This is a genomic window from Bradyrhizobium sp. SPXBL-04 (assembly GCF_051853035.1).
GTDB lineage: Bacteria > Pseudomonadota > Alphaproteobacteria > Rhizobiales > Xanthobacteraceae > Bradyrhizobium > Bradyrhizobium zhanjiangense.
In genome coordinates this window covers 3,388,757-3,405,563 of record NZ_CP182472.1, presented here as the reverse complement: position 1 = coordinate 3,405,563, position 16,807 = coordinate 3,388,757, and the positions used below count along the sequence as shown (strand labels likewise).

The following is a 16,807-nucleotide window of genomic DNA, read 5'->3' as shown; positions in this document are numbered from 1 at the left end:
CGCCGTCAGCGCCCCTGCGAGAGGCGGTCGGCCAGCCAATGCGGCAGGCCGTTCTCGCGGATCCGGTTTGCGGCCGTCTCGATATCGTAGGGCGCGCGGCAATAGGTGATCTGGCACGAGACCGTGTCGAACAGCACGAAGGCTGCGGATGGATCGCCGTCGCGGGGCTGGCCGACCGAACCGAGCACGGCAAGCCATTGCCGCCCGCGCAAGAGCTGCACGGACACGTCGGTCTTCGGCACAAAGCTCGTCATCTTCGCCGTCACCGACATCGAATAGAGCGCCGGCCTGTGGATGTGGCCGCAGAAGGTGACGTGGGCGGGCGTCGATATCAGGCTCTTGGCGGCATCGGCCGTTGATCGGACATAGTGCCAGCGCTGCGGGCTGGAGGCTTCCGAATGCACGAACAGACGGCCGTCGTCCTCCACCAGCATCGGCAATTCGGCCAGGAACCGCCGCTGCGCGCTATCGAGCCGGCCGCGGGTCCATTCGATCGCGACCTGCGCCTCGACATTCATGGTCTCGGCCGAGGAATTGACCGCCTGGTCGTGGTTGCCGCGCACGGCAATGGCGCCGCCGGCGACGAGCTCCATCGCTGTGTCCACGACCCATTCCGGATCGGCGCCATAGCCGACGAAATCACCGAGCAGGACGAAGCGCTCCGCGCCCTTCGCACGGGCGATCTTCAGGCACGCCTCGAACGCCTGCCGGTTGCCGTGGATATCCGAGAAGACAGCTAGGAGCACGCACCCTCCACCCTCAAATCTTATCGGAAGCCGATAAGGCCAAATTGAGGGACGTCAAGAACATGCGCCGGCGCGGGTCGGTTTTCCAGCGGGTCGCTGCCGCGATGGTGAAGGGCCTATTGCTCGTCCTTTGGCGGCATCCGGGGCGGCGGCAGCGGCGTGAACACAGCGCTTTGCGCGCCGGCCGGCGGGGCATTGAACTCGCCGGTCGAGGAATCGCCGCCACTGGTCTCCAGGATCGTCTTCGGCGTCACATATTCCCGCACCATGTCGATCAGGCTGCCGTCACCGCCGCCGAAATCGGCAGCGCGCCCGCCTTGCGGATGCCCGGCCGCGATCTCGTTCTGCGCCGCATGGGTCTTGTCGGCCAGCCTGTCGTCATAGGGCACCCGGAACGCCCGCGGAATGCCGCTCGGGCGATTGTCTTCGTCCAGCGCCTCGACCCACAGATAGATCGAGCCGGGGTCGCCCTCCAGCGAATGCGGCTCGACGATGCGGGCCTGGAGCAGCTTGAAGGCGGCCGGCATCCGGTCGGAGCTGGCCCAGCCGAGTAACCCGCGCATCTCGGTGAAGCTGACGACATAGAAGGCGCTGGTGATGACGACGGCTGTCGCCTTCAAGGACCAGTGCAGCCGCGCATAGACTAGAACGACCAGCAGCAGCGCGCCTACGACGGCGTAGGCGACCGACAGCGAGATGACGACCGTCTGCAAGTTAATCACGGCGCACCCTCACAGCGTTCTTGCTCACACCGGTCTTGGGATCGACATCGCCGCCGTTGCGCCAACTGCTGCGAAACGTCTCCAGCAGCGACTTCGGCCGCTGATCCACATTGACCACCTTGCCCTCGGCATCGAGTCGGAACCGGACTGCGGTCTTCTCGTCGCCGGTGTGGTCGAGCGTAAACTTGTTGTCGAAGATCACCTGCGCTGTCGGATTGAGCTTCTGCACCTTCACATTGGCCGTCACGGGCTCGCCGGTCGTCGCGACGAAATGCGAGACGTTGACGGTGTATTCGCCGGCGAGGATACCGCGCACGGTGACGATCTCCTCGCGGATGGGCGAGGCGATCTTCTTGCCGGCGACGATGATGAAGTCATTGGCCCCGCCGCGATCGTCGCGGTCGAGCGTGAGGAAGCCGGCCTCGCGGTGGCGGTACCAGGCGATGTTGCCGGCGGGATCCTGCACGAACAGGTCGAGATCGTCGGGATGATTGTCCGGCCAGTCCAGCGTGATCATGAACTCGGCCTTGGAATCGATCTTGCCGTCCTTGGCGTCCGGCGAGACCGCAAGCAATGCCAGAAAGAACAGGAACGCGATCACCTGGAGCGCCTTGAACAGCATCACGCCGAGCGGATCGAACGCCTCCTCGCGCGGATAGAGACCGAAATCATCCATCATGACGGCGTCCCAGATCCCCTGCGCTCCAGGACCGGGGTCACGTAGGTCTCGGTCAGCACCACCGCATCCGAGAACACCCGCTGGGTCGCCGCATCCAGCATGTAGTACTGGATGCGGACCAGGATCGAGCCGACGAGGCCCGCCAACGTCGTGTACATCGCCACCGCCATGCCGTCGCTCATCAGCCCCATCGAGGAGCGCATCGCGGTCTTGTCGGCGGCATCCAGGCCCGCGATCGGCGCCAGCATGATGATGAAGCCGATGATGGTGCCGAGCAGGCCGAGCTTCATCAGCGTGTCCGAGACGAAAGCGCCGAAGCCGTTGGAGCCGCGCAGCCGGTCGGCCAGCGTCCGCAGCAGCAGCGTCTGGTCGACCGGCCGGTAGCCTTGCGCGGCGGCCTTGGTCACGAGGCTCTCGATGTGATCGCGCACGAGGCCCCGCGGCAGCGCCGTCGCCCCTGCATCCAGCGCCTTGCTGCCGCCGACGGCCGACAGCACCGCCCGGCAGCGCCGTGCCGCTGCGCCCTCACGGGCGATCGCCCGCGTCCGCAGGAAGCAGTGGCCGCAGGTGACGACATAAAGCACCGCGATCACGCTCGAAATGTAGGTGCGGTCGGAGGTCAGCATCAGGTGGATCAGGCCGAAGCGCCACAAGAGCACGACGGCGAAGACCGAGAGCCCGGTGAAGATCATCCAGAACAGCAGCGCGCTGCGCTCGGATGGGTCGGCAGCTTGGCCCGCGATCGGTCCAATCGTCATAGAACTCATGCTGCACTGCTCCTGACTTGCGCCGATTGGCTGCGACGATTGGCCGAGAAAGATTGTTGCCCGATTAGATCAAAGCCGCCGCGCCAGGTCCAAAGACCCATGCCCAATCCGGCTTGGGAATTTTGCCCGAGCTGCCATCCTGCCGTTCCCCGCAATTGGCAAGGCGCGGCGGCGTTGTTAGGCTGAGCTTACCAAACGTTGGGGGTGATCGCATGCGCCTCGTGCTTCAGCTCGTCGCCCGTCTGCTGCTCATTGTGGCGCTGTGCCTGGGAGCGGCAACGGTGTGGGCCACGTTCGACGCCTACCGCAGCGTCGACTGGGCGACGGCGGCCTCCGCGCAGCGGGTCGCGCAGGCGCTTCAGGCGCTGTACTGGCGTGAGCTCTTGCTGCGCAGCAGCAGAGCCCGCGAGCATCTCTTGCCGGTTCCGGATTGGCGCACGCTGGAGACGATGAAGCTGATCTCGCCCGGCGTTTGCGTCGAGTTCCAGCCAGCCGCGGCGTTCGAGAAGCCGCTCTGCGGCCAGAGCCAAGGCATCGGCAAGACACCGCCGCGCTGGTTCGCATCGATCGTGCCGACCTTCCTCGGCAGCCACGCCGAGGTGGTGCGGCCTGTCAGTTCCCGCGCGGCAGCCGCCGGCACGGTGGTTGCGACACCGGACGCCGCCGCCGCAATCTCGCTCGCCTGGGAGTACATCCTCAACGTGATCGACGTTGCTCTGCTGATGGCGGCGGCAATCGCTCTGCTGGCTTCGCTCGCGATCGCGCACGCGCTGGCGCCGGCACGCACCATCGTCACCGCCTTACAGCGCATGGCGCGCGGCCAGTATCGCACGAAGCTGCCGCGCTTCCGTTCGATGGAGCTTGCGATGATCGGTAGCGCCGTCGATGCGCTCGGCGGCCGGCTGGAGGAAGCGACCGAGCAGCGCGCGGCGCTGACACGGCGGCTGATCGAGATCCGAGACGACGAACGCCGCGCGCTCGCCCGCGAGCTCCACGACGAATTCGGACAAAATCTATCGGCCATCCTCGCCTTCGCCAACACCATCGAGATGGCGAGCGCGAAGGAAAGCAAAGACAACGGCATCGCGCAGGATGCGCGCATGATCTCGCAGGCCACCCATCACCTGATGGCCTCGCTGCGTGACGCCTTGAAGCGGCTGCGCAATCCGCTGCCCGAGGAGCTTGGGCTCGAGGCCAGTCTCGTCAATCTCGTCGACAGCTGGCGTTCGCAAAGCGCGGCGCGGCCGACGATTCAGCTCGACCTCAGGGGCGATCTCACCGACATCAGCGGTCCGGCGGCCACCACCGCCTATCGCGTGGCGCAGGAATGCCTGACCAATGCCCTACGCCACAGCTCGGCGCGCGAGATCTCGTTGCGGATCGAGCGCCAAGCCGGCGAGGACGACGCGCTCCTGATCCGTGTCGAGGACGACGGCGGCGGCGATGCGGAGCGCGTCGCGCAATCGGCCGGTTTCGGCCTCACCGGCATCCGCGAACGTGTTGCGGCCGCCGGTGGATCGCTGTCGATCCTGCCCGCGACCCGCGGCCTCAGCGTGGCCGCCACCATCCCGCTCGCCGCGTGACGCCGAGATGAGCGAGGTCGCGGCAACAGGAATCTCCGTGCTGCTGGTCGACGACCACCCGATCGTGCGGCAAGGCTACCGGCGCGTGCTGGAAAGCCAGGGCGATCTTCGCGTCGTGGCGGAAGCCGACAACGCCGCGGACGCCTATGGTGCCTTCAAGGCGCACGATCCCGATGTCGTCGTGCTTGATATCTCGATGCCCGGCGCGAGCGGGCTGGAGGCGATCCGCAACATCCGTGCGCGCAGCCCGCGGGCGCGCATTCTCGTCTTCACCATGCACAACGAAGCCGTGCTGGTGAAAGCCGCCTTCAGCGCCGGCGCCTCTGGCTTCGTCACCAAGAGCAGTGAGCCGTCGGCTGTCGTGAATGCGATCCGCAGCGTAGCGCGCGGCGAGCGTGCGATGAGCGACGACATCGCGCATATTTTAGCCGAGGACAGCCTGTCGCCGACCGGCTCGGCGCTGGATCAACTGGGCGAGCGTGAGATCGAGATCCTGCGGCAGTTCGCCGGCGGCGCCACCACCGAGCAGATCGCAGCGCATCTCAACCTCAGTGTGAAGACGGTGCAGAACTATCACTATCTGATCAAGTCGAAGACGGGCGCGCGCACGGACGCGCAACTCGTACGGCTTGCGGCGTCGTGCGGGTTGACGAGGATCTAGCAGCAGGGCTGCCGCATCGCTTCAGTCCTGTGAACCTTCTCAATGTGCCAAGCGGAATGGAACGGAGACCGTTCAGTTTCGGTTAGCAACGGAGTGAAGGAGTAACGGTCATGAGTAAGGGTCATCACAAAACAGTCGACCATCCCCCGATCATCACAGTAGGCGAACTCATTGACGAGCTTTGCCGCCTACCGGACACCGCCGTCGTCCACTTCCGCTGCCCAATGCTCGATCAGGAACTCACATTCTACCGCCTTCGAAAGCGATCGAAGGACGTCGTCGAAATCGCGGTCAATGCATATCCGGAGAGTCCGCCGGTCGTGCCCTCGTCCGACCCTGCTTTCCACACGCGAAGACACCAGGCTTCCTCGCCCTCGCTTCGCGACGGCCCCCTGCTCCACAAGGCGAGAGGTTGATTAGCCACACCGCTTTTGAAGGGATCCTGCGGCTTTAGGCCGCCTTCAGCCCACGCAGCAGCAGCGCCAGCGTCGCATCGACGCGCGCGGAGAGATCGGCATCCTTCCACTCGTCGGCATGGGCCGGATGGTGGAAGCGGACGGTGGCATCGAAGATGGCGCGCGCGGTGGTCTTGACGTCCTCCACCTCGAATACGCCCTGCTTGACGCCGTCGGTCAGGATCGCCGCGATCTGGTCGATCATGGTGTCCTTGTGACACTTGACGGCCGCACAGGCCTCGCGCGCCAGCGTCAGATAAGTCTGGAACATCTCGGGGTCGTCGAGCACGCGCGAACGCTTGGCGGCGAACAGCGTGCGCAACCAGCGATCGAGCCTATCAGGCGCGGGGCCCTGCTCCCCGGCGATCGCGCGCAACGGCGCGTCGATGCGGTCGAGCCAGCGTTTGGCAACGGCCTCGCGCAGCGAGGCCTTGCTCGGGAAATGGCGATAGACGCTGCCGTGGCTCACATCGAGCGCACGGGCAACGTCGACCACCGTGGCCTTGGCAAGTCCGAAGCGCCTGAGCACGTCCTCGGTGACTTCGAGGATCCGCTCCGGCGTCAAGACAACAGCTTCGTTCATGCCAGCACCATGTTCCCGTTCAGGGTTCAGTTACCCGGCAATAGGACCGCTTCCGAAGCGCCCTGGCCGGTCGTTCGGAAAGCCTATGCCTTAATGAGGCAGTTTTGCAGCCTGCGCCGCGATCTGGCGCGCCACCAGCAAATTGAGCCAATGCCCAATCACGCCGGTGAAATTGAGGATTTCGGTCGTCATTGTCTTAAGTCTCCATTCGTCCGCGGTCCCCGTTCTTCAATCCGCCCTCCGATCCGAGCTTGATTCGGATGTCGGGCTCCCCGAGGCTTGTCGCGGGACGCCCAATCGGAGCGTCCGGTTACGGATATACACGTCTCGCTGACAGATTTCAATATCTGTCAGTCAATGATCCGTGATTGACAGCCAATTTTTGGTCCGGCGCAGGCTCGCCCCGCCCGACCGGTGGATAGTTGCCCCCGTACCCCGCTCCCTGAGCCGGATCGTTTGTTTCGCCCTCCCCGCTCTGCTAAATCGCGGCGTAAAAAGCATTTTGGCCGGAGCCCACGCCCCTAGCGTCCCCAGGGGTGTCCGCCCACCTCTTGGAGCCGTCAGATGATCCCCCGCTATACCCGCCCGGAAATGGCCTCGATCTGGGAGCCGCAGACCCGGTTCAAGATCTGGTTCGAGATCGAGGCGCATGCGGCGGACGCGCTCGCCGAGCTCGGCACCATCCCCAAGGAGGCCGCCAAGACCGTCTGGGCCAAGGCCAAGGACGCCACGTTCGACGTCGCCCGCATCGACGAGATCGAGCGCGAGACCAAGCACGACGTCATCGCCTTCCTCACCCACCTCGCCGAGATCGTCGGCCCCGAGGCACGTTTCGTGCACCAGGGCATGACCTCCTCCGACGTGCTCGACACCTGCCTCAACGTCCAGCTCACCCGCGCCGCCGACCTGCTGCTCGCCGACCTCGACAAGGTGCTGGCCGCCCTGAAGAAGCGCGCCTTCGAGTACAAGATGACGCCAACCATCGGCCGCAGCCACGGCATCCATGCCGAGCCCGTCACCTTCGGCCTCAAGCTCGCCTATGCCTATGCCGAATTCTCGCGCGCCAAGGAGCGTCTGATTGCGGCGCGCAAGGAGGTCGCGACCTGCGCCATCTCCGGCGCCGTCGGCACATTCGCGCAGATCGACCCGCGCGTCGAAGCGCACGTCGCCAAGGCCATGGGCCTCGTGCCGGAGCCGATCTCGACGCAGGTGATCCCGCGCGATCGCCACGCGATGTATTTCTCGACGCTCGGCGTGATCGCCTCCTCGATCGAACGCATCGCGGTGGAGATCCGCCACATGCAGCGCACCGAGGTGCTGGAGGCCGAAGAATTCTTTTCGGAGGGACAGAAGGGCTCTTCGGCGATGCCGCACAAGCGCAATCCGGTGCTCTCGGAAAACCTCACCGGCCTCTCCCGCATGGTGCGGGCCTATGTGACGCCGGCGCTGGAGAACGTCGTGCTCTGGCACGAGCGCGACATTTCGCACTCCTCGGCCGAGCGCATGATGGGCCCGGACGCGACCGTGACGCTCGACTTCGCGCTGGTGCGCCTCGCCGGCCTGATCGACAAGCTGCTGGTGTACCCCGCCAACATGCAGAAGAACCTCGACCGCCTCGGCGGCCTCGTGCATTCGCAGCGCGTGCTGCTGGCGCTGACCCAGAAGGGCGCCAGCCGCGAGGACGCCTACAAGCTCGTGCAGCGCAACGCCATGCCGGTCTGGCGCGGCGAAGGCGACTTCCTCCAGCTCCTGAAGGAGGACGCCGAGGTGAAGAAGTATCTCACCGACGCCGAGATCGAGGAGCAGTTCGATCTCGGCTATCACCTCAAGCACGTTGATACGATCTTCAAGCGCGTGTTCGGCGAAGCGTAGGATCGTAGGGTGGGTTAGCTTTGCGGCCTGCGCGAAGCGCAGTCCGCTGGGCGTAACCCACCTCTTTCGCGTCCGCGGAGCTAACCCACCCTCGAACTACGAACGACAACAAGAACGGATCCTCCATGCCCATCGTCAATCGCGTTGCCGCCCTCTCCGACGAAATGGCCGCCTGGCGCCATGACTTCCACGAGAACCCCGAGCTGCTCTACGAAGTCCACCGCACCGCCGGCATCGTCGCCGACAAGCTGCGCGAGTTCGGCTGTGACGAGGTGGTGACGGGCATCGGCCGCACCGGCGTAGTCGGCGTGATCCGCGGCCGCAAGTCCGCCTCCGGCAAGACCATTGGCCTGCGCGCCGATATGGACGCGCTGCCGATCATGGAGACGTCAGGCGTACCTTACGCCTCAAAAGTGCCCGGCAAGATGCACGCCTGCGGCCATGACGGCCACACCGCGATGTTGCTCGGCGCGGCCAAATATCTCACCGAGACGCGCAATTTCGACGGTACGGCGATCATGATCTTCCAGCCCGCCGAGGAAGGCGGCGGCGGTGGCAAGGCCATGGTCGAGGACGGGCTGATGACGCGCTGGAACATCCAGGAGGTCTACGGCATGCACAACATGCCGGGCCTGCCCGAAGGCCATTTCGCAACCACTCCCGGCGCGATGCTCGCATCTTCCGACAACATTCAGATCACGGTCCACGGCAAGGGCGGCCACGCCGGCGCCGGCCCGCACAAATCGGTGGACAGCGTGCTGATCGGCTCGCAGATCGTGGGCGCGCTGCAATCGATCGTGGCGCGCAATGTCGATCCGCTGAAGTCCGCCGTCATCTCGATCACGCAATTCCACTCCGGCACCGCCTTCAACATCATCCCCGAGATCGCCGAACTCGCCGGTACCGTGCGCACGCTCGATCCTGAGGTGCGCGATCTCGTCGAGCGCCGCATCGGCGAAGTCGCCGACAGCGTCGCCCGAGCCTATGGCGGTTCGGCCGAGACGAAATATACGCGGATGTATCCGGTGACGATGAACCATGCGCGCGAGGCCGGCATCGCGGCCGAGGTCGCGCGCGACATCGTCGGCACTGATCGCGTCAACGACAAGTTCGTTCCGATGATGGGCGCCGAGGACTTCTCCTTCATGCTCGAAGCACGTCCCGGCGCGATGATCCTGGTCGGCATGGGCGACGGCAACGAGTGCCACCACCCGGCCTACGTCTTCAATGACAACATTTTGGGCCACGGCGCATCGTACTGGGTGCGCCTGATCGAGACGCGGATGCCGGCGGGGTAGCGCTGCATTCGCGATCAGCAGGATAGGCAAAGCAAAAGCGTGCCCATTATCGCTGTCTCCGCAGAAATGGTGGGCACGGCGCTTCGCGCCTTTTCCCACACTACCAGCTTCGTCATCAGTTGCAGATTTCGGCGGGCAGTTTGTAGGCGGGATTAGACGGATGACTGGCCGTTCCGAGCCGGCATCCCTTGGCAATCGGTCTGCATCCGGCATTGTTGCAGATCATCTGGCCCGAGGCTTGCGGGGTCGACGGCGCGGCCTCCGTTTGCTTTCGATCGGTGTCCCGTTTCCTCGAATCCTCGCGCGTCGCGACCGGCTTCTTCTCCGGCACCTTCTCGCATTCGTTGTCATCGCCAACGCGATAGCCGGCGCGGCAGGTAATCTTCACGCATTGATCGCCGTCGGCCTTGAAGCCGAAATTGCAGACCAGCGGGCAGACCCGTCCCGGTTTCGCCTTCAGCGCATCGAGCGCGTCGACGCTGGCGAGCTTCACGTCGAACTGGGTGCCGGCATATTTGTTGAACAGCGTCAGCGAGCGCTGCGCGGCGGAAGTCCAGTCGCCCTCCGCAGCCGACGTAAGACAGCCGACGCGGCGCAATTCGCTCTGCACGGATTTTGTCAGATCGGCCGCGGATAATGTTGACGTCGGCGCCGGCGAGAGCGCAGCGACTTTCTGGTTGTCGACTTCGGGCATCTGCCGATCGGCAGCCGGCTTTGCGGCCTGCTCCGCTTTCTCTGCCGCCTGCTTGGCAGCGAGCTCGGCCTTAGCCTTCTCCGCCGCCTGCTTCTCGGCCAAGGCCTTCGCTGCTGCCGCCTCGGCAATCTTGCGCTGCTGCTCGGCCGCCTCGGCCCTCGCCTGCTCGATCTGCTTCTGCTTCTCCGCCGCGATGCGCGCCTCTTCGGCGGCTTTGGCCGCGGCGGCCGCCTTCTCCTGCTCGGCCTTCCGGGCGCGCTCGGCGATGAGCCTTGCCTTTTCCTGCTCGGCCGCCTTGGCCTTTTGTTCCGCCGCAGCGCGCGTCTCTTCGGCCGCGATCTTGTTCAACTGGCCCTTGGCCAGATTGGCGTAGAAGCCGTCCGGATACGCCGCCAGAAACGCTTCCCAGCCGTCGCGCGTGGCAAGCTGGAGCGCAAGTTCGTAATCCCTGCGAATGGCATCCTGCGGGTTGGCCTGCGGACCGCTCGCGGCTTGCTTCGCCACAAGGGGCACGTCGTCGCCGCCGAGCGAGCCGTAAACATAGGGCTCCTGCTTGTAGCTGGTCGCCTTGAGCACGTCGTCGCGGACGAAGCCGAAGGCCTTGCGCAGATCGAGTCCCGGCTTCGGCAGGTGCTCGACCAGCGCCGTGGCGAAGGGGCTGTTTCTGGCATCGCCGTCGGACGCGGTCGACCCAGCCTTGGCCGCGAAGGCAATCATCGTGTTCGGGCTGGTCGGTTCGACCTTGGCCAGGCCGCGTCCGATCGCGCGCGAGGCCAACGTGCGCTTCATCGTCTTCGCGAATGGATTGTCGCGGCACGCATCCAGAATGATCAGGCGCAGCTGCTTGGCCGGCTCGACTGCGAACAGCGCACGCTCGACCGGAATGGTCTCGTCGAGAACGTCGCCGTCCGTCTCCAGCGTGGCATCGGTCGGAATGAGATAGTTGTTGCCGTCGAGCTCGATGCCGTGACCGGCGTAATAGATCACCGCCATGTCGGCATCGCGTGACCTGCCGGCAAATTCGCGCAGCATGCGCCGCATCTCGCTGGCGCTGAGATCCAGCCTGACGTCCACGGAATCGAAGCCGGCCTTCTTGAACATGCCGCCGACCAGGGTGGCATCGTTGACGGGATTGCCGAGCTTCGGCGCGCTCTTGTAGGCGGAATTGCCGATCACGAGCGCCACCCGCCGGTCGGCATGCGCCGATCCGCAGGTAAGGCCCATCGCAAATATCAACAAAGCAAATAGCCGAAACGGAATCACTTGCGTCCCCCCGGATGCAATTCCACGAGACTATTCGGAAGCATCGCTGATTGCCAATTTTTCCTATGTGATGCCTGTCACATAAGACGCCTTAATGGGGGTATGGATAATGCGGCGCAGCGTCGCCCTGCTTTCGGACTGACGCCGAAGCCGTCTATCGGGGTCGCTACATCTGCACCACCTCGTGGCGCATCACGAACGGTGCAAGCAGCGCATGCACCTCGTTCGCGACCACCTCGCGCTGATCCGGTGGCAGGCCCGCAAGCGTCACGGTTGCGATCGAGCCGTGGCTGCCATGCGCGCCGACCTTCACCTTGCAATCGATGCCGCGCGCGACGATCGGCGCCAGCACCTTGGTGAACACGCGCTCCGCCGCGTCCCAACGCAGCTGCGGCTTGAACACCTTGCCGACGCCCGTCACCGGCATCGGATTGATCGGAATCACCTGCACCGGCACGGCGGCGCGCTCCGGCGTGCGCTCGCGCACCCACGTTTCGAGCTCGCCCGGCTCGACGCTCGCGCCCGGCTTCAATTGCACGTAGCCCACCGGCAGCTCGCCGGCATAGGCGTCAGGCTGGCCGACAACGGCGGCGAAGCCGACGGCGGGATGCCTGAACATGATCTCCTCGATCGGCGCCGGATCGATGTTGTGTCCGCCGCGGATCACGAGATCCTTGGCGCGGCCGGTGATCCAGAGATAGCCGTCGGCATCGAGCCGGCCGAGATCGCCGGAATTGACCCAGACCTCGTCGACAAACGCGCCCTTGTTGTGCTCGTCGTTGAGATAGCCGCCGAACACGCCGGGGCCGGCCATGATGACGACACCGATCTCGTCGGGCGCACAATCGCGGATCAGGCGGCCATCGGCATCGAGTTGCACGATGCGCACGCGCGCGTAAGGCATGGGAAGGCCAACCGAGCCGAGCCGGATCGGCCGCGACGGATAGGCCAAGGTGTGCACACTCGAGGTCTCGGTCATGCCGTAGACCTCGATCACCGGCAGCTTGAGTTTGTCCTGGATCGCCGAGCCCACGGCGACGGGAATCGCCGAGCCACCGCCGGCGGCATATTTCAAGCTGGAGATGTCGGCGTTGCCTGGCGGCACCGCCAGCGTAGCGGCGAGCACCGTCGGCACGCTCGACAGCGCGTCGGGCCTGTAGCGTTCGACCAGCTGCCAGATGTTCTTCACCGCATTCGGATTGCGCCAGCCGCTCGGCGACAGCACGACCAGCGAGCCGCCGCTCGACAGCGTCAGCAGCACTTGCGTCAACGATCCACCGACGTGAAACAGCGGCATGCCGAACAGCAGATTGGAGCCAGGCTTCGCCTTCAGCAGCAGATTGAGCGCCCAGGCCTGATAGACCTGGTTGGCATGCGTGTGCCGCACCAGCTTCGGCGTGCCGGTGGTGCCGCCGGTGTGGAAATAGGCGGCGATGTCGGCACCCGAAATCTTGCGCCCGCTGACAAGCCGGTCCGACGGCTGCTGCTTGATCAGGTCGCCGAAGGCGAAGATGCCGTTGGCGGGATCGCCGCCGCCGAACACCTGCACGATGGCCTTGAGATGCTTCAGTTGCGGGCGGATCTGCTCGACCTTCTGCCAGATGTCGGTGCCGGGCATCGGCCCAAGCGCCACCAGGATTTTCGTGTTCGCGGCCTCCAGGATCTCCGCGATCTGGTGCGGCTCGAGCAGCGGGTTGACGGGATTGGCGATGCCCGCGGCTTCGGCGCCGAACAGCGTCACGAAGGCATCTGGCACGAGCGGCAGCATGAAGCTGATGACGTCGCCCTTCTCCGCTCCCAACGCGTGAAACATGTTGGCGGCCTGCGTGACGCGCGCGATGAAATCGCGATACGTGACCACGACCGGCGTGTCGGCGGGATCGGCGTTTTGCAGGAACTGGATCGCCGCGCCGTCGGGGTTGCGCGCTGCACCCAGCCTGATCGCGTCATAGGTGCTCTCGGCCGCGACGCGATCGGCATAAGGAATCTGCTCGAAGGCTCGGACGTCGGCGTCCGTCAAGAAATCCGGATAGTCCTTGCCGATGAGCCGATCGAGCGCGTGGATGCCCGCCATGGAATTCCGTCCTCCCTCAGATTGCATGTCCCCGCCCCCTGTCTTTTGACATTTTGGTTCGGCGAGGCCTCGACCGATTTGCCGGTCGAGCGGGAACACAATGATGGATGATTTGGCGTTCGTCCATCGCCTACCGGCCGCGGCGCTCCGCCTCGATCCAGACCGAAATTGAACCTCCGCACCCGATCCGGGGACCAAGAAACTGGCGCCGGCCTCCCTGCCAGCGTCCTGCCGCAAGACTTGAGGTGATCATGCCTACGCATCTGCGGAACCGCATCACAAGCCTGCTCGTCGGACTCGCCATGGCGATCGTGCTGCCTCGCGTGGCGTTGGCCGACACTCAATTCGACAAGATGCGCGCCAAGGTCGCGGCTTTCGTCGCCGACAAGATGGAGAAGTTGGGCGGATCCCGCATCATCTACGAGGTGGACACCGATGGCTTACGGGAGGCGGTCGTCACGGATCTGCGCGACGACGCCTACAAGATTCTGCGCGAGGGGCGGATCGCCTTCTCCGGCCTTGCGATCCGCGACGGCGGCATCGAAGTGAAGATTGCGGACGCCAAAGGTCGCGAACAGCTCACACGCAAGCTGGCCTCGGCGGCGGAGGGATTGCCCACGCACGCGCTCACTGTGACCGACGCCGGCGACGGACTGATCAGGCTTGCGCCGACCGACGCGGCATCCGCCGCACGGCTGCACGATCTCGTCGAAGATTCCATCGCTATGATCGAGCAGCGCCTTAAGGACGCCGGCATCACGCTCGCCAGCGTCCAGCCCGAGGGAACGGACCGCATCCGCATCTTCCTGCCGGCCGCGATGGAGCCCGAGCGCATCACCACAATCTTCGCCAAGAAGGTGCGGGTCAGCTTCCGCCTGATCGATCTCTCGATGCCGCCGGAGCAGGCGCGATCCGGCACGCCGCCCACTGGCACGGAAGTCCTGCTCGGCTTCAAGGACAAGCTTTCCTATCTCGTTGCCAAGGACAGCGCGCTCGACGGCGACGACATCGGCTATGCGGGACCCGGATTTACGAGCGACACGAAGGAGCCGATCGCCTCGTTCCGCTTCAACGGCCGCGGCACGCGGCGCTTCGCCCACGTCACCGCAGAGAACATCGGAAAGCCCTTTGCCATTGTGTTCGACGACAAGGTGATCGCCGCTCCCGTGATCCGCGAGCCCATCACCGGCGGCTCAGGCCAGATCTCCGGCAACTTCACCCTGGAAGAGGCCAACAGCGTCGCCATGCTGCTGCGCGCAGGCTCGCTGCCCGGACGTCTTGGCCTCGTCGAGGAGCAGGTCGTGCAACCCGCCGCCAAGCCCTAAGGCGGAGATCGGGTGGTCCCCGCGGCGTCGGGCCCATCCGCGACGCTGAAGTCGCCCCGAATCACGGCCGCGTTGCGGGCCGACGCACAACCAAAGGGGCAATTGCCGAAACGCCCGATCAAGCTAAAATTTGCCTCTTGCGGCATGATGGCCAAAGGCTTCATTTCAGGCGGCCGTCATTCGATTTCGGCTATACGAATACCGAGCAGGACTGAAGGCCTTACGCGGGGTTAGTACCATGCCGTCCGGCAGCGCAGACGTTTCCTCGATCCTCGACCGCATTCTCGATGCGGCAACGGACAACCTCAGGATCGCGAAGATCCTGGTCCAGATGGGCCTCGATCCAAACAACGTCACCTACGACGCGATCTTCAACCGGCTGCTGGAGATCTTCGTCCACAACATCACGTTGGCCAATCTGTTCGCCGCGGTCGGCGCCGTCTTCTTCGTCGCCACCCTCTTGATGCGGACGATGGTGCCGCTGCGCGTCGCCAACATGATCGGCTGCGCGTTGTTCGCCGTTTTCGGCGCGCTCTCCGCCAACGTCTCGACGTTCCTCCTGTATCTTCTGTTGCTGCCGATCAACGCCCTGCGGCTGCGGCAGATGCTCAAGCTGGTCAAGAAGGCGCGCCATGCGGCCGAAGGCGACATGTCGATCGAATGGCTCAAGCCGTTCATGACCGAGCGCAAATATCGCCATGGCGACACGCTGTTCAGGCTGGGCGACCCCGCCAATGAGATGCTCCTCACGGTCACCGGAAAATTCCTGGTCAAGGAGATCAATGTCGAGATCGGGCCGGGAACTCTCATGGGAGAGCTCGGCTTTCTCACGCCAGACAACCGGCGCACCGGAACGATCGAGTGCATCGAAGACGGACAGGTGCTGACGATCACCTATGACCGGCTGCTCGAGATTTATTTCCAGGATCCGCAGTTCGGTTATTACTTCCTGGTGCTGACCAGCCAGCGCCTCTTGCAAAACATCGATCGCCTGCAGAAGCAGCTCGCCACGGAGCGGGCGGCCACCACGAACAGGATCGCGTGACCGCCCCGGCTCTACGCCGCAACGCCAAAGGCGTTGCGGCCCGTCTAGGACACGATGGCTCCCCGCAATTTTGCGGATATGTCCCCGTCCGCAGCGCATTCGACCCTTCCAGATTGGCGCTGGGGCGGTCCCGCCGCAAAACCGCCCTAAAAACCGAATGGTAACCATGGCGCCTTAAGGTAATGACGTGACCAATTCCCCAACCATCCTGGTGTTCGATTCCGGCCTTGGCGGACTCACGGTGCTCCGTGAGGTCGTCGCCGCACGCCCGGACGCGCATTACGTCTATGTCGCCGACGACGCCTTCTTCCCCTACGGCCACCATGGCGAGGACGAGATCATCGCCCGCGTGGTGCCGTTGATGGGTGAATTGATCGGTACGCATGATCCCGACCTCGTCGTGATCGCCTGCAACACGGCATCCACCCTGGTCCTGTCTCACTTGCGCGCCGCTTATTCCGTGCCCTTCGTCGGCACGGTGCCGGCGATCAAGCCGGCCTGCGCGCAGTCGAAGACCCGCCGCGTCTCGGTGCTCGGCACCAAGGGCACGGTGAAGCGGGAATATACCAAAGCTCTGATCCGCGACTTCGCGCAGGGATGCGAGGTGACTCTGGTCGGCTCACCCGAGCTTGCCTCGCTGGCTGAAGCCGAGCTCAGCGGCGCTGCGATCAGCGACGAGGCCATCCTCGCCGAACTCGCTCCCTGCTTCGTCGGCGACGCCGGGGATGCGACATCGCGCACCGACACGGTGGTGCTCGCCTGCACGCATTATCCGCTGCTGCTCGAACGGCTGAAACGGCTGGCGCCCTGGCCGGTCGAGTGGATCGACCCCGCGCCCGCGATCGCCCGCCGCGTCTCGGATCTGCTTGGCCCGCGGATGGGCGGCATCGTGCAGTCCGGCGCCGAGATGATCTTCACCTCGAACCGCGTGCATGGCCTTTCGGCGATGCTCACACCGTTCTTCGGCGGCCGCGCCCTGGCCTGACTTTGCGCGGCAACGGCGCGCTGCTAGGCTTTGCCGTCGTCACCTTGCCGCAGGC

At 64.9% G+C, this 16,807-nt stretch carries 14 protein-coding genes; 7 read left to right on the top strand and 7 right to left on the bottom strand.

What is annotated here, in order from left to right:
• Positions 1-5 precede the first annotated feature (5 nt).
• The 4 genes from ACNJX8_RS15865 to ACNJX8_RS15850 form a co-directional block, all read right to left on the bottom strand.
• Complete coding sequence (locus tag ACNJX8_RS15865) at positions 6-746, bottom strand: metallophosphoesterase family protein (RefSeq protein WP_128932926.1); 741 nt, start codon at positions 744-746, stop codon at positions 6-8.
• A 116-nt stretch (positions 747-862) separates the two neighbouring features.
• On the bottom strand, positions 863-1,468 hold the full coding sequence (locus ACNJX8_RS15860) for a hypothetical protein (RefSeq protein WP_439361318.1): 606 nt from the start codon (positions 1,466-1,468) through the stop codon (positions 863-865).
• The gene (locus ACNJX8_RS15855) at positions 1,461-2,147 is read right to left on the bottom strand and encodes a hypothetical protein (protein ID WP_128932925.1); all 687 of its coding nucleotides are present in this window, start codon (positions 2,145-2,147) and stop codon (positions 1,461-1,463) included. Before ACNJX8_RS15855 ends, ACNJX8_RS15860 begins: the two co-directional genes overlap by 8 nt.
• Complete coding sequence (locus tag ACNJX8_RS15850; protein ID WP_128932924.1) at positions 2,144-2,914, bottom strand: MotA/TolQ/ExbB proton channel family protein; 771 nt, start codon at positions 2,912-2,914, stop codon at positions 2,144-2,146. Before ACNJX8_RS15850 ends, ACNJX8_RS15855 begins: the two co-directional genes overlap by 4 nt.
• 212 nt (positions 2,915-3,126) lie before the next feature.
• Between ACNJX8_RS15850 and ACNJX8_RS15845 the strand changes: the two genes are divergently transcribed.
• Positions 3,127-4,497 carry a sensor histidine kinase gene (locus tag ACNJX8_RS15845; protein WP_439361317.1) on the top strand — a complete coding sequence of 457 codons (1,371 nt, stop codon included), beginning with the start codon at positions 3,127-3,129 and terminating at the stop codon, positions 4,495-4,497.
• Positions 4,498-4,504: 7 nt separating this feature from the next.
• The gene (locus ACNJX8_RS15840; RefSeq protein WP_128932922.1) at positions 4,505-5,158 is read left to right on the top strand and encodes a response regulator; all 654 of its coding nucleotides are present in this window, start codon (positions 4,505-4,507) and stop codon (positions 5,156-5,158) included.
• A 450-nt stretch (positions 5,159-5,608) separates the two neighbouring features.
• On the opposite strand, the gene ACNJX8_RS15835 is transcribed toward ACNJX8_RS15840, so the two are convergent.
• A complete protein-coding gene (locus tag ACNJX8_RS15835; protein WP_164939644.1) occupies positions 5,609-6,196 on the bottom strand; it encodes a TetR family transcriptional regulator in 588 nt (195 codons plus the stop codon).
• Positions 6,197-6,760: 564 nt separating this feature from the next.
• On the opposite strand from ACNJX8_RS15835, the gene purB reads away from it, so the two are divergent.
• Both purB and ACNJX8_RS15825 read left to right on the top strand, forming a co-directional pair.
• Complete coding sequence (purB, locus tag ACNJX8_RS15830) at positions 6,761-8,068, top strand: adenylosuccinate lyase (protein WP_439361316.1); 1,308 nt, start codon at positions 6,761-6,763, stop codon at positions 8,066-8,068.
• A gap of 125 nt (positions 8,069-8,193) precedes the next feature.
• Positions 8,194-9,366 carry a M20 aminoacylase family protein gene (locus tag ACNJX8_RS15825; protein ID WP_439361315.1) on the top strand — a complete coding sequence of 391 codons (1,173 nt, stop codon included), beginning with the start codon at positions 8,194-8,196 and terminating at the stop codon, positions 9,364-9,366.
• Positions 9,367-9,481: 115 nt separating this feature from the next.
• On the opposite strand, the gene ACNJX8_RS15820 is transcribed toward ACNJX8_RS15825, so the two are convergent.
• Positions 9,482-11,284 (bottom strand): caspase family protein, encoded by a 1,803-nt coding sequence (locus tag ACNJX8_RS15820; protein ID WP_439361314.1) that lies wholly within the window; start codon positions 11,282-11,284, stop codon positions 9,482-9,484.
• A gap of 205 nt (positions 11,285-11,489) precedes the next feature.
• Positions 11,490-13,397, bottom strand: a complete 1,908-nt coding sequence (locus ACNJX8_RS15815) for an acyl-CoA synthetase (protein WP_439361313.1) — start codon at positions 13,395-13,397, stop codon at positions 11,490-11,492.
• Positions 13,398-13,648: 251 nt separating this feature from the next.
• On the opposite strand from ACNJX8_RS15815, the gene ACNJX8_RS15810 reads away from it, so the two are divergent.
• The 3 genes from ACNJX8_RS15810 (at position 13,649) to murI (ending at position 16,752) form a co-directional block, all read left to right on the top strand.
• On the top strand, positions 13,649-14,722 hold the full coding sequence (locus ACNJX8_RS15810) for a SecDF P1 head subdomain-containing protein (protein WP_439361312.1): 1,074 nt from the start codon (positions 13,649-13,651) through the stop codon (positions 14,720-14,722).
• 238 nt (positions 14,723-14,960) lie between these two features.
• Positions 14,961-15,767: a Crp/Fnr family transcriptional regulator gene (locus ACNJX8_RS15805; RefSeq protein WP_370988907.1), complete on the top strand. Its 807-nt coding sequence runs from the start codon at positions 14,961-14,963 to the stop codon at positions 15,765-15,767.
• 187 nt (positions 15,768-15,954) lie between these two features.
• Positions 15,955-16,752 carry a glutamate racemase gene (gene murI / locus ACNJX8_RS15800; protein WP_439361311.1) on the top strand — a complete coding sequence of 266 codons (798 nt, stop codon included), beginning with the start codon at positions 15,955-15,957 and terminating at the stop codon, positions 16,750-16,752.
• Positions 16,753-16,807: the final 55 nt, after the last annotated feature.

Bases quoted from the DNA above. Each gene is read 5' to 3' on its own strand.
- ACNJX8_RS15835 (WP_164939644.1), bottom strand. From the start codon at position 6,196: ATGAACGAAGCTGTTGTCTTGACGCCGGAGCGGATCCTCGAAGTCACC.
- ACNJX8_RS15840 (WP_128932922.1), top strand. From the start codon at position 4,505: ATGAGCGAGGTCGCGGCAACAGGAATCTCCGTGCTGCTGGTCGACGAC.
- purB (WP_439361316.1), top strand. From the start codon at position 6,761: ATGATCCCCCGCTATACCCGCCCGGAAATGGCCTCGATCTGGGAGCCG.
- ACNJX8_RS15850 (WP_128932924.1), bottom strand. From the start codon at position 2,914: ATGAGTTCTATGACGATTGGACCGATCGCGGGCCAAGCTGCCGACCCA.
- ACNJX8_RS15805 (WP_370988907.1), top strand. From the start codon at position 14,961: ATGCCGTCCGGCAGCGCAGACGTTTCCTCGATCCTCGACCGCATTCTC.
- ACNJX8_RS15845 (WP_439361317.1), top strand. From the start codon at position 3,127: ATGCGCCTCGTGCTTCAGCTCGTCGCCCGTCTGCTGCTCATTGTGGCG.
- ACNJX8_RS15810 (WP_439361312.1), top strand. From the start codon at position 13,649: ATGCCTACGCATCTGCGGAACCGCATCACAAGCCTGCTCGTCGGACTC.
- ACNJX8_RS15825 (WP_439361315.1), top strand. From the start codon at position 8,194: ATGCCCATCGTCAATCGCGTTGCCGCCCTCTCCGACGAAATGGCCGCC.
- ACNJX8_RS15820 (WP_439361314.1), bottom strand. From the start codon at position 11,284: ATGGGCCTTACCTGCGGATCGGCGCATGCCGACCGGCGGGTGGCGCTC.
- ACNJX8_RS15815 (WP_439361313.1), bottom strand. From the start codon at position 13,397: ATGGCGGGCATCCACGCGCTCGATCGGCTCATCGGCAAGGACTATCCG.
- ACNJX8_RS15855 (WP_128932925.1), bottom strand. From the start codon at position 2,147: ATGATGGATGATTTCGGTCTCTATCCGCGCGAGGAGGCGTTCGATCCG.